The organism is Umezawaea sp. NPDC059074, assembly GCF_042738955.1.
Lineage (GTDB): Bacteria > Actinomycetota > Actinomycetes > Mycobacteriales > Pseudonocardiaceae > Umezawaea.
In genome coordinates this window covers 217,317-233,388 of sequence record NZ_JBHYHC010000001.1, presented here as the reverse complement: position 1 = coordinate 233,388, position 16,072 = coordinate 217,317, and the positions used below count along the sequence as shown (strand labels likewise).

11 protein-coding genes are annotated in these 16,072 nt (G+C 71.2%); all 11 read right to left on the bottom strand.

Annotated elements, in window-relative coordinates; all coding sequences use genetic code 11:
- Positions 1-272: 272 nt before the first annotated feature.
- Positions 273-1,742: a lipopolysaccharide biosynthesis protein gene (locus ACFWW9_RS01025; RefSeq protein ID WP_390370329.1), complete on the bottom strand. Its 1,470-nt coding sequence runs from the start codon at positions 1,740-1,742 to the stop codon at positions 273-275.
- Entirely contained in the window at positions 1,739-2,881 is a 1,143-nt protein-coding gene (locus ACFWW9_RS01020) for an acyltransferase family protein (protein ID WP_390370328.1), read from the bottom strand. The genes ACFWW9_RS01025 and ACFWW9_RS01020 overlap by 4 nt, the downstream gene beginning before the upstream one ends.
- Positions 2,878-3,438, bottom strand: coding sequence for an acyltransferase (locus tag ACFWW9_RS01015; protein WP_390370327.1), 561 nt, complete (start codon positions 3,436-3,438; stop codon positions 2,878-2,880). Before ACFWW9_RS01015 ends, ACFWW9_RS01020 begins: the two co-directional genes overlap by 4 nt.
- Positions 3,431-4,537 (bottom strand): DegT/DnrJ/EryC1/StrS family aminotransferase, encoded by a 1,107-nt coding sequence (locus ACFWW9_RS01010; RefSeq protein ID WP_390370326.1) that lies wholly within the window; start codon positions 4,535-4,537, stop codon positions 3,431-3,433. Before ACFWW9_RS01010 ends, ACFWW9_RS01015 begins: the two co-directional genes overlap by 8 nt.
- On the bottom strand, positions 4,534-5,769 hold the full coding sequence (locus tag ACFWW9_RS01005) for a glycosyltransferase family 4 protein (protein WP_390370325.1): 1,236 nt from the start codon (positions 5,767-5,769) through the stop codon (positions 4,534-4,536). Before ACFWW9_RS01005 ends, ACFWW9_RS01010 begins: the two co-directional genes overlap by 4 nt.
- The gene (locus tag ACFWW9_RS01000; RefSeq protein WP_390370324.1) at positions 5,766-6,443 is read right to left on the bottom strand and encodes an acetyltransferase; all 678 of its coding nucleotides are present in this window, start codon (positions 6,441-6,443) and stop codon (positions 5,766-5,768) included. Before ACFWW9_RS01000 ends, ACFWW9_RS01005 begins: the two co-directional genes overlap by 4 nt.
- Positions 6,440-7,591 carry a DegT/DnrJ/EryC1/StrS family aminotransferase gene (locus ACFWW9_RS00995; protein ID WP_390370323.1) on the bottom strand — a complete coding sequence of 384 codons (1,152 nt, stop codon included), beginning with the start codon at positions 7,589-7,591 and terminating at the stop codon, positions 6,440-6,442. The genes ACFWW9_RS01000 and ACFWW9_RS00995 overlap by 4 nt, the downstream gene beginning before the upstream one ends.
- A complete protein-coding gene (locus ACFWW9_RS00990) occupies positions 7,588-8,820 on the bottom strand; it encodes a glycosyltransferase (RefSeq protein ID WP_390370322.1) in 1,233 nt (410 codons plus the stop codon). Before ACFWW9_RS00990 ends, ACFWW9_RS00995 begins: the two co-directional genes overlap by 4 nt.
- 8 nt (positions 8,821-8,828) lie before the next feature.
- Positions 8,829-13,763: a DUF4082 domain-containing protein gene (locus ACFWW9_RS00985; protein WP_390370321.1), complete on the bottom strand. Its 4,935-nt coding sequence runs from the start codon at positions 13,761-13,763 to the stop codon at positions 8,829-8,831.
- A 270-nt stretch (positions 13,764-14,033) separates the two neighbouring features.
- Entirely contained in the window at positions 14,034-15,014 is a 981-nt protein-coding gene (locus tag ACFWW9_RS00980) for an NAD-dependent epimerase/dehydratase family protein (RefSeq protein ID WP_390370320.1), read from the bottom strand.
- Entirely contained in the window at positions 15,011-16,072 is a 1,062-nt protein-coding gene (locus tag ACFWW9_RS00975) for a Gfo/Idh/MocA family protein (protein ID WP_390370319.1), read from the bottom strand. Before ACFWW9_RS00975 ends, ACFWW9_RS00980 begins: the two co-directional genes overlap by 4 nt.

Genomic DNA, 16,072 nt, shown 5'->3' with positions numbered 1-16,072 from the left:
CGCGACATCGTTATGCCGCGGTTACCTTTTCGGCGGTCGAACGGTAACCCAAGGCCCGAGCCTTCGCATTGCGCCGTATGGGCCAATCTCCCGGCCTTCGCGACAATGGATCACGAAAACGCGAGGCATCGTCACAAATAACTGATCTTCCTATTCGCTGGTCAGAGCCGAAGAATCACCGCGAGTGTCCAGGAAATGTCCACCACCCCCTTCTTCGAGCCCTTAGACCGCTGCTTCTACCAAAGCTTTGCACACGCAATCTGAGACTGTCGTCACACCGGCTCGACATCCGCCACCTGACCAGCGGGTTTCGCCGATTTCACGGCTGCGAGACCGCGGCGTATCGGAAATACCACGGGCAGGTACAGGGCGAGCCCGCCGATACCGCCGACGAGCAGCACCAGCAGGTCGGGCCGCAATTCTCGGGTCGCGAAGTACGGGACCACGCACAGCAGCACGGCCCCGAGCGCGGGCCGCAGCACCGACCGGCCGAGCAGCGACGGCGTGATGCCCAGCGCGGTGAGCGCCCAGAGGAACGCGGGCAGCATCACACCGACGGCGACGGCCATGTGCGCGATGCCCACGCCCGCCACGCCGTTCAGGTGCGCGCCCAGCGCCAGCGCGGGCGTCAGCACCACCAGCCACAACGCTTGCAGCCCGAGTGTCTGGCGGGCCCGGCCGACCGCGATCAGCACGTCGAAGCACAGCTGGAGCGCCACCCTCGCCAGGCCCAGCACGGCCAGGAACACCAGCGCGGTGGCCGCGCCGCCCCACTTCTCGCCGTAGACGAACCGGATCGTCGGCCCGGCCATGATGGCCAGCAGGCCGCAGATCGGCACGGCCGCGGCCATCAGCAGCCCCATGGACCGCGCGAACGCCGCCCGCAGCGCCACGAGGTCCTCCTGGAGCCGGGCGAACGCGGGCACGCTCACCCGCGCGACCGGGATGGAGAGCAGCGTCACGGGCCAGCTGGACAGGTTGAACGCCAGCACGTAGAGCCCGAGGGTCTCCGGGCCGAGCAGGCGGCCGATCACCACGTTGTCCACGTTGACCATCGCGACGGCGAGGATCGTCGCGCCCGCGAGCGGGATGCCGCCGCGCAGCAGCTCCTTCGCCACGGCCGGGTCGAAGCCGGGCCGGTAGCGGACGGGCGTGAACTTGAGGTGCAGCAGGCCGTTGACGAGGTTGCCCGCGAGCCGCCCCCACACCAGGCCCCACACGCCGAAGCCGGTCATCGCCAGCACCAGCGTGAGACCGGTGGTGATGACGAAGCCGGTGAGGTCGGCGTAGGTGCGCAGGTCCTGGCGGAACGAGCGGGTGAGCATCGCCGACGGGACGGCCAGCGCCCCGTTGATCAGGATGGCGAACGCCAGCACCCGCACCAGTGTCGTGGCCTCCGGCGCGCCCAGCGCGGACGCGAACGCGCTCGCACCGGCCTGGAAGCCGAGGAACAGCAGCACGCTGAACCCGAAGATGACCGTGGTGGCCGTGGAGGCGACCTTGGCGACGTCACCGGGCCAGCGGACGAGCATCTGCTCGATGCCGAGGTCGTTGATGTTGATCAGGATGACCAGCGCGACCGTCGCGACCGCGAACAGCCCGTAGTCGTTCGGCGTCAGCAGGCGCGCCAGGATGATCCCGGACGCCAGGTTCGCCAGCCGCGAGAGGAACGTGCTGGCGAAGCTCCAGCGCATCCCCTTGCGGACCAGCGTCCCGAGTTCCTCGGTGGACTCGGTCGTCATGTCTTGACTCGTCTCCCCCGGATCGCCGCCATGACCTCGGCGAGCGACCTGTTCTCCATGAACGGCCGTTCGAACACGCGGTGGAACAGGTACGAGCCGCCCAGCACGGCGGCGACGCCGAGCAGGAGCAGCAGGCCGAAGCGCGCCAGGGCGTCCGTGACGAGGTTCGCCACCACGAAGTGGTCGACGAGCCACAGCAGCGGCAGGTGCACCAGGTAGACGCTGTAGGAGTAGAGGCCGATCCCGCTGAAGACCCGGCTGGACAGCAGGGTGCGCAGCGGGCCGAAGCCGCCGCTCGCGAGCACCGCCAGCACGGCGGCCGTGCCGACGCCGACCAGCAGGTCGATCCAGAAGTAGGCGTGGTCGATCCAGCGCGACCCGAAGACCGCGGCCAGCACGACGAACACCGCGAAGCACGCCACACCCACCGCGCCGAGCCACCTCGGGGCGGTCCGGCCCTCCTCCAGCACCATCGCGGCGGCGACGCCGAACACGAACAGCGCCAGGAACTGCGGGGTCAGGTTCAGCACGCCGTGCAGCGGTTCGACGTTCTCGCCCACGAGCTGCGAGCCGACCACGGCGGCCGTCGAGACGACGACCATCCACAGCGGACCGATGCGGCGGCGGAGCAGGAGCACCAGCGGGAACAGGAAGTAGATCTGCCACTCGATGGCGATCGACCAGAACGCGCCGTTCGGCTTCGGGCTGTCTACGACGTCCTGCACCAGGAAGAAGTGCGCGACCACGCCCTTGAGCGTGATCGCGCGCCCGGTCAGCTCCGGCGTGATCAACCCGAACACGACGACGGACAGGCCGAGCGCCGCCCAGTACGGCGGCAGGATGCGCCACGCCCGCCGTCGCAGGAACCGCGCCACGCCACCGAGTTCGTAGCCGCGCCGGGCGGGCGCGACGGTCAGCGAGAAGCCGCTGACGACGATGAAGACCGCGACGGCGAGGTGGCCGTAGAGCAGCCAGCCGAGGAAGACCGGGCCCTTGTTGACCGGGTACGCGGGCCACACCGTGAGCCAGATGTGGTGCAGCACCACGTAGAGCGCCGCCAGCGCCCGCACGCCGTCGAGGAACGACAGCCGCACCCTCGCGGGCGCGGCCACCGTCCCGGTCCTCACCTCGGCGGTCATCGCCTGGCCAGCCCCTCGCCCACCTGCTCGTACTTGAGGCCGCAGACGCAGGTGAACAGCTCGTCGAGCCGTTCGCCGCACTCGCACACCCAGCCGCGGACCTTCGCCGGGTTGCCCGCGACGAACGCGTGCGCGGGCACGTCCTTGGTGATCACCGCGCCCGCGGCGGCGAAGGCGAACGCGCCGATCGTCGTGCCGCACACCACGACCGTGCCCGCGCCGAGCGTGGCGCCGGACTCGACGCGCGTCGACAGCAGCGCCTCGGGGCCCTTCTTCACGTGCGCGCGGGGCCGGAGGTCGTTGGTGAACACCACGTTCGGGCCGAGGAACACGTCGTCGCCGGTCGTCACGCCGTCGAAGACCAGGACGGCGTTCTTCACCGTGACCCGGTCGCCGAGCACCGCGCCGCCCTCGACGAAGGCGTGGTCGCAGATGTTGCAGTCCGCGCCGACGACCGCGCCGGGCAGCACGTGCGCCCACGCCCAGACCCGCGTGCGCGGGCCCACGGTGTCCGACTCGCACAGGCCCAGCGGGTGGACCTTCACCTCGTCAGACACGGGACGCCACCGCTTCGACCAGCGCCTCGCTGACGCGCTCCTGCTGGGCGCGGGTGATGCCGGGGAACATCGGCAGCGACAGGATCTCGCCCGCGGCCTTCTCAGCTACGGCGTAGCCCTCGGGGCGGCCGTACTGGGCGAAGGCGCCGGTGGTGTGCACGGGCGTCGGGTAGTGGATGCCCGCGCCGATCCCGGCCTTGTTCAGGTCGGCCAGCACGCCGTCGCGGTCCGCCACGCGCACGACGTACAGGTGCCACACGTGCTCGTTGCCGTCGGCGACACCGGGCAGCCGGACGCCGTCGACGTCCTTGAGCAGGTCGGCGTAGGTGGCGGCGGCGAGACGGCGCTCGGTGTTCCAGCCCGCGAGCCGGGCGAGCTTCGCCCGCAGCACCACGGCCTGCAACGTGTCGAGCCGGGAGTTGAAGCCCAGCGTCGGGTGCTCGTACTTGCGGTCGCTGCCGTGGTTGGCGAGCAGGCGAACCCGGTGGGCGACCTCCTCGTCGTCGGTCAGCACCCCGCCGGCGTCGCCGAACGCGCCGAGGTTCTTGCCGGGGTAGAAGCTGGTTCCCGCGGCGTCGCCCCAGGAGCCCATGCCCTTGCCGTGCTGGGTCGCGCCCTGGCACTGCGCGCCGTCCTCGACCACGATCAGCCCGTGCTTGCGGGCGATCTCGGTGATCGCCGTCATCGGCGCGAGCTGGCCGAAGAGGTGCACCGGCATGACCGCCCGCACGTCAGCGGCGACCTCGGCGAGCGCGGCCGGGTCGAGCAGCAGGTGCTCGTCGTCCACGTCGACCGGCACGGGCACGCCGCCGGCGCGCACGACGGCCTCGGCCGTGGCGACGAAGGTGTTGGCGGGCAACGCGATCCGGTCGCCGGTCTCGACACCGGCCGCGCGCAGCGCGAGCTCCAGCGCGTCCGTGCCGTTGGCCACGCCGACGCAGTGCGCGCGGCCGGAGTACTCGGCGAACTCGGCCTCGAAGGCCGCGCAGTCGGGACCGCCGACGAACGCGGTGGTCGCCAGGACCCTGGCGAAGCCCTCCGCGACCTCGTCCGCGATCTGGTCGCGCTGGATCCCGAGATCGACCAGTGGGACCGTCACGAGGCCACCCCCTGTCCCCTGTTCGGCGCGAGGCGGCGGACCACCGCGCGCAGCTTGTCCTTGACCGGCGCCGGCAGTCGCCGGGCCGTGAGCATCGCGACCGTGCGGGCGCCCTCGCGCGCCGTGGTCGTGCGGTGCGCGGGGGCGGCGGCCACCCGGCGGTACAGCTCCTCCAGCCCGCGCGCCGCGGGGTCCAGCCCGTAGTGCTCCACGACGACGCCGCGGCCGAACTCGCCGAGTTCCTTGCGCAGCAAGGAGTCCTCGATCATCGGCTCGATCTGCGCGGCGAGGTCGGCAGGCGTTTCGGTGCCCTTGCCCAGCCCGTAGTAGCCGTGCTGCCGGAAGTAGCCGACGGTGCTCTCGTCGAACGGCAGCGAGAAGCCCTTCTCCCCCAGCACGACGATGGGCTTCGCGAACGCCAGCGTGCGCAGCGCGGAGCCGCCCATGCCGAGCATCACGTCGGCCGCCTCGTACGCGGGACGGGGGTCGAGCAGGCCGCCGGTGAGCACCACGACGTCCGTGCCGTGCTTGCGGTTCACCTCGGCGGCGCGGGCGGCGACCTGCTCCGCGGCCGTGCCCTCGCCGACGATGACGAGCCGCACGGCGTGCGTGGCGGCCAGCAGGTCGACGGCCTGGATGCTGCGCAGCAGGCTCTCCAGTTTCAGCCACTCGACCAGCCGGGACACCGTGACGATGGTGGTCTTGTCGTCGGTGAGGCCGAACTTCTCCTTGAAGGGAGCGGGGTCCACCGCGCCGGGCGCGTTGAAGTCGACGTCCACCGGCGGCTCCAGGAGGTCGACGGTGCCGGTGCGGGACCGGCGCGCGTCCTCCGCGAGCTGCTGGGTGCCGAACGTGGTGGGCAGCTGGCGCGGCACGAAGCTCGGCACCACCATGCCCATCATCGTGCACAGCAGGGGAACCCGGTGCACGAGGTGCTCGCCGAAGTACGCGTCGAAGCACTGCGGCCAGTCCCACACGTGGATCAGGTCGGGCTTCTCGGCGCGGACGGCGGCGCGCAGCGCGCGCATCACGGCGGGTGACGGGTGGGTCGTGGCGGCGGGCGCGTCGATCAGCCGCAACCCCTTGCCGCGGGCCAGTTCCGAGGCCGGGCCGGGGGTGGCGAACAGCACGACGTCGTGGCCGTAGGTGTCGCGCACCGTCGCGGCCAGCTCGATCGCGTTGGTCTGGGTGCCGCCGAGTTCGAGCCGGTGCGCGAAGACGAGGACCTTCACCGGGCCACCGCCTTCGGCCGTCGGACGAGCCGCCTGGCGGGCGAGCCGACCCAGGTCTGCCCGGCGGGCAGGTCGTCCAGCAGCACGGACCCCATGCCCAGCACCGAGAGCTCGCCGACGGTCAGGTTCTCCCGCACGAGCGCGCCCGCGCCGAGGTACGCGCTCCGGCCGACGGTGACGCCGCCCGCGAGGGCGACCCGCCCGGCCATCGTCACGCCGTCGTGGACCTCGTCGTCGTGGGTCAGCAGCACCTGCGGCATGGCCACCACGAACCGGCCGATCCGCTGCGGGGCCGTCACGACGACCCCCGCCAGCAGGATCGAGCCCGCTCCGACGTCCGTGCCGCGGGCGACGCTCGCGGCGGGGTGGACCAGGGTGGCGAGGCGGTCGTCGGGCAGCCCGAGCCGCCCGGCGATCGTCGGGCGGCTGTCCGGCGTGCGGATGCTCGCCGTGCAGACCAGCACGGCCGCGTCCGGGTGCTCGTGGACCAGGTCCGAGCCGCCGAGCACGGGCGTGCCGTCGACCAGGTCGCCGTGCCGCGCGGGGTCGTCGTCGAGCAGGCCGAGCACGGTCCACGACGCCGTGCCGGCCTCCTCGACGGCCGCGAGCGCCGCCAAGCACTCGCGGGCCAGGCCGCCCGCGCCCACCAGCAAGAGCGGACGGGCAGCGCTCATCGCACGCCGCCCGTCACTGCCGGTTGGCCGAGTGCGGCCTTGAGGGCGTCCACCACGGTCCCCTGCTCCCCCGCCGTCATGTCGTGGAACAACGGCAGGATCAGCGTCCGACGGGTCAGGTCCTCGGTGACGGCCAGATCACCGTGAGGGTGCCCGTGGTACGCGGGTTCCAGGTGGGACGCCATGATCCCCCGCCTCGCCGAGACGCCGCGCGAGGCCAGTTCGGCCAGCACGTCGTTGCGCTCCAGCGGGCTGTCGTCGGGCAGGCGCACCCAGAACGACTGGTAGTTGGTCGTGCCGTGCGCGGGGTCGGTGACCATCCGCAGGCCGGGCACGTCGGAAAGCAGCTCGTGGTAGTTCGCGGCCAGCTCGCGCCTGCGCGCCACGATCCCGTCCAGCCTGCCGAGCTGCACGAGCCCGACGGCGGCCTGGATGTCGGTGAGCCGGTAGTTGAACGCGGTCTCCAGGTACTCCTCGACGACCGCGGCGCCGCCCTTGTGCCGGTCGGCGGCGCTGACGCTCATGCCGTGCTCGCGCAGCCGCTTCGCGCGGACCGCCCACTCCTCGCGGTCCATCGTGACCATGCCGCCCTCACCCGTGGTGAGCAGCTTGCGCGGGTGGAACGACCACGCGGCGAGCAGCGCGCCCGTGCCGACCGGGAAGCCCTGGTAGGTCGAGCCCGCGGCGCACGCGGCGTCCTCGATCACGTCCACGCCCAGCGGGTCGCACAGCGCGCGCAGGGACTCGACGTCCGCGGGGACGCCCGCCTGGTGCACGAGCATGACGGCCTTGGTGCGCGGGGTGAGCACCGCCTCGACGGTCGCGGCGGTGAGGTTGCCGGTGTCCGGGTCGACGTCCGCGAAGACCGGCGTCGCGCCGGTGTAGCGGACGGCGTTCGCGGTGGCGATGAAGGACAGCGAGGGCACGACCACCTCGTCGCCCCTGCCGATGCCGAGCAGGTGCACGGCGAGGTGCAGCCCGGTGGTGCAGGAGGAGACCGCGACGCCGTGGGCGGCGCCGACCCTCGTGGCGAAGGCTTCCTCGAAGGCCGCGACGCGGGGGCCCTGGGCCACCCAGCCGGACCTGACGGCCTCGGCGGCGGCCTGGGCCTCCTCCTCGCCGAGAACGGGGCGCATCACGGGGATCATCGGGACTCCCCCTCGACGCCGCTCCGTGCCGTGCCTGCCATTGACCCTCCATTGTGGACTGCGAGACCGATGGCCTCGGCGAACGCGTCGCCCCGTCGTCGCCACGAGTGCAGGCGGGCGAACCCCTGCCTGCGTCCGACCTCGTCGTCGGTGCGCGGCGACCGGGCGGCCGCGAGGACCGCGTCGGCGAACTCCTGGTGCGAGCCCGCCGTGGTGACTATCGGTAGTCCGGGGGCGTTCGTTTCCGCGTCCTCGCACAACCACCTGGTTGCCGGAAGGTCGGTGCTGACGGCGGGCCGCCCGGCCGCCAGGTACTCCAGCGTCTTGAGCGGGAACGACGCCCGGTTGAACTCGGTGTCGTGGTAGGGCGTGATGCCGACGTCGATGGCCTTGAAGTAGCCGGGCAGCCGCGGGAACGGCACCTCCTCGACGTGCCGCACGTGCGGCCGGGCGACGAGCTTCGCCCACCGCTCCGGCTCCCAGGAGGGGTCGCGCGGGCCGACCATCAGCAGCGAGATCCCGTTGTCCACCAGGGTCTCCAGGATGCCGATGTCGATCCGCGCGGTGATGCGGCCGATGAGGCCCGCCACGGGGCCGGGCAGCCCGGCCGCGTCGGCGGGCACCTCGGCGGACTCCACAGCCGCGTACGCGTCGGCGTGCACGCCGTTGGGCAGGAAATCCGGCTTGGCGCCGAGCCCCTCCCAGCGGGCCACCAGCGCGGGCGTGACGCCGACGACGATGTCGGCGTCCGCCAGCGCTCGGCGCTCCTCACCGCGCAGCCAGTCGGGGTCGAGCCCCATCAGCTCGCCGCCGGCGACCCAGTCGTCGGTGCCGTACAGCACGGTGCGGACGTCCTTGCCCCACTTGCCGAGCACGTCGTCGAAGGAGAACGAGACCACGGCGTGGGGCTTGCGGGAGGTCCTGGCCAGGGCCCACCTGATCTGGGCCCTGACCAGGGGCCAGGTGGTGGCGCGGATGCCGGGGCGGGACAGCCCCGGCAGCGCCACCGGTGTGAGGCGGGTGATTCCGGGTGCGGGTGAGCTGAGGCGGGGACGGATCCCCCTGCCGAGGCCCGGGCGGTACCGCGCCGGTGTCAACGGCGAGATCGGCGGGTCCACCCACAGCACGTCGGCGTGCCTCGTCAGCTGTTCGGCCTGTTGCCGGTCAGCGCCGCGAACACCGTCCCACGGCTTGCCCGACATCATGACGATCAGCGGAAACGAGCTCACCTGTCACCTCACCCCGTCATTCGACCGAACATCGTGGACACCCTGGACCGGAGCACCCCGACCACCGACGAGACCGCGGCGGCGGGCGTCACGGTGGCGAAGCTGATCGGACTGGCCGCGGCCCCGCCGGAGCCACCGCCCGAGAACCCCTGCGGCGCGCTGTTCGGCGTGTAGACCACGTCGACCCAGTAGTTGGTGTCGTTGCCGCCGTTGGGGAAGCTCGACGCCGCGCCGTACTTGTAGAGCCCGTTCGGGGCGCCGCTGAGCGCCTTGGGCGAGTGCAGCGGGGCCCGGTCGACCCCGTTGAACTCGAACGTGCCCCTGGTGACCGAGTAGTGGCCGTTCGGCGCGAAGTAGCTCGCGACGTACTCGGTGTTCGCGGTCACCGCGATCGGCGTGGCGAACGTCGCCGTCTGCCAGCCGCCCGCGGTCTCGCCGCTGAAGGTGACCGACCCGAGCGAGGTGCCGGTCGACGTCCACAGCTGGCCCACGTGGGTGCCGGTGTTGCCCGACCCCTTGTAGAACCGGATGCCGTTGACGACGCCGTCGCTCTCGGCGGTGAACCGCACGCCCAGCGTCAGCGGGCCGTTGTCGTCGGCCGCCGCGATGGTCGGGGTCGCCGAGTCCGGGAAGAGCGTGCACGGGCACCCACTGGTCGGGGCCTGCGCCGTGGTGAACGTCCACGTCACCGACCCGGCCATGGTGTTGCCCGGCCCGTCCTTCGCCCCGGACACGGTCGCCCGGTAGTTGGTCGCGTACGCCAGCGCCGAGGTCGGCGCGAACGTCCACGTCCTGGTGGCCGCGTTGTAGGAGCTGGTGCCCGGAACGCTCGCGCCACCGGCGGTCGGCGCCAGGGTGAAGACCGGCGACGTGGGCTGGACGTCCTCGTCGAAGGTCACCGTGACGGCGCCCGTGGTCGGCACGCTGGTCACGCCGTCGGCCGGGGTGTACCCGGTCACGGTCGGGGCCGTCGTGTCGGACGGGGCGTTGTTGGTGAACACCGCGTCGACGTAGTAGTTGCCGGACCGGTAGGAGTCGATCGGGAAGCCGCCGCCCGCGCCGTAGCGGAACAGCCCGTTCTTGTCCGAGCCGCTGACGGGCGAGTGCAGCGGGGCGTTGTCGACCGCGGTGGTGAAGAAGTCGACGTCACCCGCGTACCGGCCCACCGGGGCGTAGTACGACACGACGTACTGCGTGTTCGCGGTGACCGCGACCGGGTTGGCGAAGGTCAGCTTCTGCCAGCCGGTGGCGGACTCGCCGGTGAACGTGCCCGTCGCCAGGCGCGTGCCGCTGGTCGTCCACAGGCTGCCGGTGTGCGTGCCGGTGTTGCCCGTGCCCTTGTAGAAGCGGACGCCGGTGATCCAGCCGTTGGTGTCCGGCGTGATCCGCGCGCCGAGCTCCACCGCGTTGGTGTCGTTCACCGACGGGGTGCCGGGCACCACGCTGTCCGCGAACAGCGTGCAGGGGCAGGCCCCGATGCCGGACGTGGTGAAGAACCAGCTGGTGGCGTTGCCCATCACGTTGCCGCTGGTGTCCGCCGCCTTGACCGTGGCCGTGTACGTGGTGGCCGCGCTCATCGGCGAGTTGGGCTGGAACTTCGCCGTGCGGGTCGTCGCGTCGTAGGTCGTCGTGCCGGTCATCGGCGACGCGGCGTTGATGTCGCCGTTGAGCGTGAAGACGACGCTCGCCGGGTTGACCGCCTCGTTGAAGGTCGCCGTGATCGCGGACGACGTCGGCACGCTGCGCGAGTCGGTGCCCGGCCAGGTGCCGGTCACCGTCGGCGCGATCGTGTCGGGGTCGGGCTGGAAGACCGCGTCGACCCAGTAGTTCGCGCCGCCGCCGTTGGTCGGGAACACGCCGCCGGTGCCGTACCGGTAGACGCCGGACGCGCCGTCGGTCCCGTTCGCCAGGGCGCGCAGCGGGGCGTTGACGACGGCGGAGTTCAGGCCGCCGGACGTCGCCGAGTAGAACCCGTTGGTCGTGTAGGAGACGACGTAGGTCGTGCTGGCGTTGATGTGCACCGGCGAGTTGAACGTGGCCTCCTGCCAGCCAGCGGTGGACTCGTTGGCGAAGGTGATCGTGGCCAGCAGCGTGCCGGTGTTCGACCACAGGCGACCGGTGTGGGCGCCGACGTTCTGCGCCCCCTTGTAGAACCGGACGCCCTTCACCGAGCCGCTCACGTCGGCCTGGAAGCGCATGCCCAGCTCGACCGCGGAGGCGTCGTTCACGGTGACCGTGTTCGGCGTCGCGCTCTCGTCCCACACGCTGCACGGGCACACGCCGGGCGTGGCGGCCTTGAGCGTGGTGAACGTCCACGTGACCGTGCCGGCCATCGTGTTGCCCGCCGTGTCCTTCGCCCCGGACACCGACACCGTGTACTTGGTGTTGTTGGCCATGGGGCTGGTGGGCGTGAACATGGCGGTCTTGGTGGCGGCGTCGTAGGCGACGGTGCCCGCCACGGCGACGTTCGCCGGGTTCTTCACGGTGAAGGTGAGCGTGGCCTGCTGGATCGGCTCGTCGAACTTCACGGTCGGCTTCGCCGTCGTGGAGACGCTGGAGCTGCCGTTGATCGGCGAGTCCGGCGTGGCGCTGGGCGCGATCGTGTCCGGCGGCTGGGTCGTGTCGAACACGGCGTCGACCCAGTAGTTGCCGCCCTGGTAGCTGTTGCTCGGGAAGCCCGGCGTGCCGTAGGCGAACATGCCGTTGAGCGCGGTCTCCGCCGTGGCGGGGGCGTGCAGCGGCGAGGCGTCGAAACCCTTGTTGCGGAAGAAGTCCGCGTCCGCGGAGTACCGGCCGACGGGGGCGTTGTAGGACACCACGTACTGCGTGTTCGCGGTGACCGCGACGGCCGGGTTGAACACCGCGTTCTGCCAGCCGGAGGCGGACTCGTTGCTGAAGGTCGCGGTGGCCAGCTGCTGGCCGGCCGCGGTCCACAGCGCGCCGACGTGCGTGCCGGTGTTGCCCGCGCCCTTGTAGAAGCGCATCCCGGTGACGTAGCCGTTGACGTCGGAGGTGAAGCGGGTGCCGACGTTGATCTGGTTGGCGTCGGTGGTCGCGTCGGTCCTCGGCTTCGACAGGTCGGGGAACAGCGTGCACGGGCAGGTGCTCGTGAGGCCGACGGTCGCGGGCGACGCGTCGGTGTTCAGGCTGTCGTCGGTGGCGCGGGCCTGGATGTTCAGCGCGCCGGAGCGCGGGACGGACCCGGTGTAGGACCAGGACTCCCGACCGTTCGCCGGGTGCCAGGTGGTGCCGCCGTCGAGCGAGACGTCGACGTTGCCGACCCGGCCGCCGACGTCGGACGCCGTGCCGGTGACGGTGATCGTGTCACCGCTGTTGACCACGGCGTTGGCCGTGGGGCTGGTGATCGTGGTCTGCGGGGCGGTCGTGTCGGACGTGGTGCCCGGCGCGACGAGCCCGGCCATCATCGTCGTCGGCAGGACGCCCATGTCCCCGAACAGGTTCGCGGTCGCCTGCTGCATCCGCACGTCCGTGTCCACGGCCGCGCCGTCGTGCTGGTCGTCCAGGCCCCACGACCACTGCACGGTGCCCGCGCCGAAGACGATGGCGCCGCTGGGGGCCTTGTACATCGTCATCCGGTGGGTGGCGTCGCCGGGGGCGACGTTCGTGCCGTAGTCCTGGATCTTGGCCGTGACGGTCTCGGTCGTCTTCGACAGCGGCACGGAGCCCTTGGGGCGGAAGCCGTTGTCCAGGTCCTCGTCCCACTCGTAGCCGAGCGAGTTCGGGGCCAGCGTCGCGGTCGCGCCGGTGGCCTGGTTCGCGACGGAGGTGTTGCGCCAGAAGCGCATCTTGCCGTCGTCGGCCGGGACCTTGATGGCGAAGGAGCAGCAGTTGACGGTCCAGATCTGGCCGGTCAGCGCGTTCTCCGGCCTGCCGCCGTCGGCGGGCGGGCTGAACCGGGGGTCCCGCCAGGTGCCCGTCCACTGCGCGTTCGGGTCGATCTTGGCGTTGGCGTGGGTCTCCTTGTAGGTGACCAGCGTCCGGTAGCTCGTGTTCGAGCCGTCGATGCTGTTCTCCCACCGGGTCTTCCAGAAGACCTCGTTGCCGCTGAAGAAGGCGAGGTGCACACCGGCGTCGCGGGCGGCCTCGACGTTCGCGCGCTGCTGGCCCGACCAGTACTCGTCGTGGCCGACGGACAGGAAGACCTTGTGGTTCTGGAGCAGCGATCCGGCGCGGTCGGTGTCGATGCCGGAGATGTAGCTCATGTCGTACCCGTTGCGCTCCAGGTAGCGGATCATCGGGTACTCGGAGCCGAAGAGGAAGTCGCGGCCGTCCGGGACGTCCGTGCGGGTGGAGAACGGGCGGTTGTAGCTCAGCTTGTAGGCGCGCGAGTCGGGCTGGCCGCCGTAGAAGCTGTTGCCGCCCCACGTGTTGTAGGCCTGCCACGTCGTGTCGGAGGTCTGGAAGACCATCTTCGCGTGGCTGGCGTCGTTGCGGACGACGAACGCGATCTGGTTGTCCACGTCCGCGTCGGTCCGCTGGAGGTGCGCGAGGTACACGCCGGACACCGCGTTCGACGGCACGGTCCAGGAGGCGGACTCCTGCCAGTTGCCGCAGTCGATCAGACCGGTCGACGGCTGGGAGAGGCAGGCGGGCTGCACCCTCGGCGTCACCGGGATGCCGGTCGCCCACTTGCGGGCGCCGTCGCCGTTGTAGTACCCGAGCCGGTAGATGTCGATCTTGTACGGAGACGAGGTCTTGATCTTGAACTTGACCGTGTCACCGATGTTCGCGCTCATCGTGGTGGCGAAACCCTCGATGCTCGGGTCGCCACCCCCGGTCGCGTCCCAGTTGGTGTCGCCGGTCTTGGAGTTCTCGCAGGCGACGGGGTTCACGACCGGCGCGTCGCACGGCGCCGCCGAGGCGGCCGTGCTCAACGCCACGACGGGAACCACCGCCGCCGCCACGAAAACGACGAAGGCCATGATCCTTCTCAGCACGGGATGTCTTCGCACATCCGTGCCACCAACCAACGACATGGCCGTCCGCCTCTCAAAGCCGCCACGCACAACGATTACGACCCCAGGGATCCAGCCGCCCGGCGGGACCTCCCGGCTCCCCACCGGTGGTCACGCGCCGCGAATATCACTCGGGTTGTTGTTCGGATGAAGACCACTCATCGTTACAACGTTTGGCGGGTAGCGGGCCGAAAGTTGTTCAACCGCAGCAGTGCTCGCCCAAGCGGTCCTCTGTGGTCACTCAGCGCGCTTGGCGGACTCCTCCGCCCACCACGCCACGAGCCCCCGGAGGCCGTCCGCCAGCTCGATCTCCGGCTTCCAGCCCAGTTCCCGCGCGGCGGCGCTGATGTCCGCCAGGCGGCGGGTCACACCGTTCACCTTGCGTTCAGGCCCGTGCTCCAGCGCCAGGTCCGATCCCATGGCGGACAACAGCTCCAGGGCGAGGCCCTTGAGGCTGGTCTCCTGGGAGCTGGCGATGTTGTACACGGTGTCCGTCACGTCCGCGCGCGCCGCCAGGATGTTGGCGCGGGCGATGTCGTGCACGTGGACGAAGTCCATCGTCTGCGCGCCGTCGCCGAAGATCAGCGGCGGCTCGCCCTTGTTGATGCGCTCCATCCACCGGATGAGCACCTCGGTGTACAGCCCGTGCACGTCCATTCGCGGCCCGTACACGTTGAAGTACCGCAGGGCCACGTAGTCCAGGCCGTTCATGGCGTGGAAGCTGCGCAGCATGCCCTCGTTGAACGCCTTGGCGGCGCCGTAGAAGGTGTCGTTGTTGTACGGGTGGTGGCGCTCGGTCGTCGGGAACGTCTCCGCGAGGCCGTACACCGACGCCGACGAGGACGCGATGACCTTCTTCACGCCCGCCGCCGCGGCGGCCTCCAGGACGGTGAACGTCCCGTCCACGAGGCACTCCAGCGCGAGCCGCGGTTCCTCGGCGCACTGGGTGATGCGGATCGCGGCGAGGTGGAAGACGAGGTCGATTCCCTCGGTCAGCTCGCCGACGAGCGCGCGGTCGTTGATGTCACCGTCCACGACGGTCACCCGGCCGCTCGCCGCGGCGTCGGCCAGGTTCTCCCGGCGGCCGCGGACGAAGTTGTCGAGGACGACCACCTCGGCCGCCCCGGCGGCGACGAGCTGGTCGACCACCGCGGAGCCGATCGTGCCCGCTCCGCCGGTGACCAGCGCCCGCTGACCGGAAATGGGCTGTGCCGTCATGAGGTCGTGCCTCCACTGCTCGTCGGTCGGTCCACCTGCTGGACGGGGACGAACGCCCCGCCGTTGGCCAAGCTCTCGGACGCCGCCTCCAGGATCGCCAGCACGCGCAGTCCCGCGCGGCCGTCGGTCAGCGGCGGGCGGCCCTCGGTGATCGAGGCCGCGAACTCCGCCATGACGCCGCGCAGCGCCTCGCGCTCGGGCAGCGCGGGGGCCACCATGTCGCCGGTGCGGTAGGAGATGATCTTGTGCTCGCGCTCGCGGTCGACGCCCCTGTCGTAGATGGACAGGCGCTGCGTCGGGTTGAGGTCGTCCCACACCACCGTGCGGTTCGAGCCGCCGATGACCATCGTGCGGATCTTGGTGGGGGACAGCCAGTTCACGTGCACGTGCGTGATGGACCCGTTGGACAGCCTCAGGGTCAGGTGCGCGACGCACGCGTGGCCCGCCCCGATGGGGTCGGAGCCGTGCGCGGACACCTCGACCGGCCGCACGTCGTCCGGCAGGATCGCCTCGAAGATCGACAGGTCGTGCGGGGCCAGGTCCCACAGCACGTCGACGTCCGGCTGCACCAGCCCGAGGTTGATCCGCACCGAGTCGATGTACTGGACCTCCCCCAGCTCGCCGCCGCGCACGAGCTCGCGCAGGTGGCTCACGGCCGGGGTGTAGCAGAAGGTGTGGTCGAGCATCAGGGTCAGGCCGCGGCTCTCCGCGGCCTCGACCAGCTTGCGGCCGTCGGCGAAGTTCGCCGCCAACGGCTTCTCCACGAGCACGTGCTTGCCCGCCTCCAGCGCGGCCATCGCGACCGGGAGGTGGGTGGCGGCCGGGGTGGCGATCGCGACGGCGGCCACCTCCGGGTCGGCCAGCACGTCGTCGAGCGAGCCGGACACGGCGACCGTCGAGTACTCGCCGAGCACGCGGCGGGCGCGCTCCACGTCGAGGTCGCAGAGGTAGCGCAGGTTCAGCCCTGGGGTCGCCTGTGCGTTGCGCACGAGGTTCGGGCCCCAATAACCCGCGCCGATCACGGCGATGCCGATCGGCGTCACGTCGTCCCTTTCCAT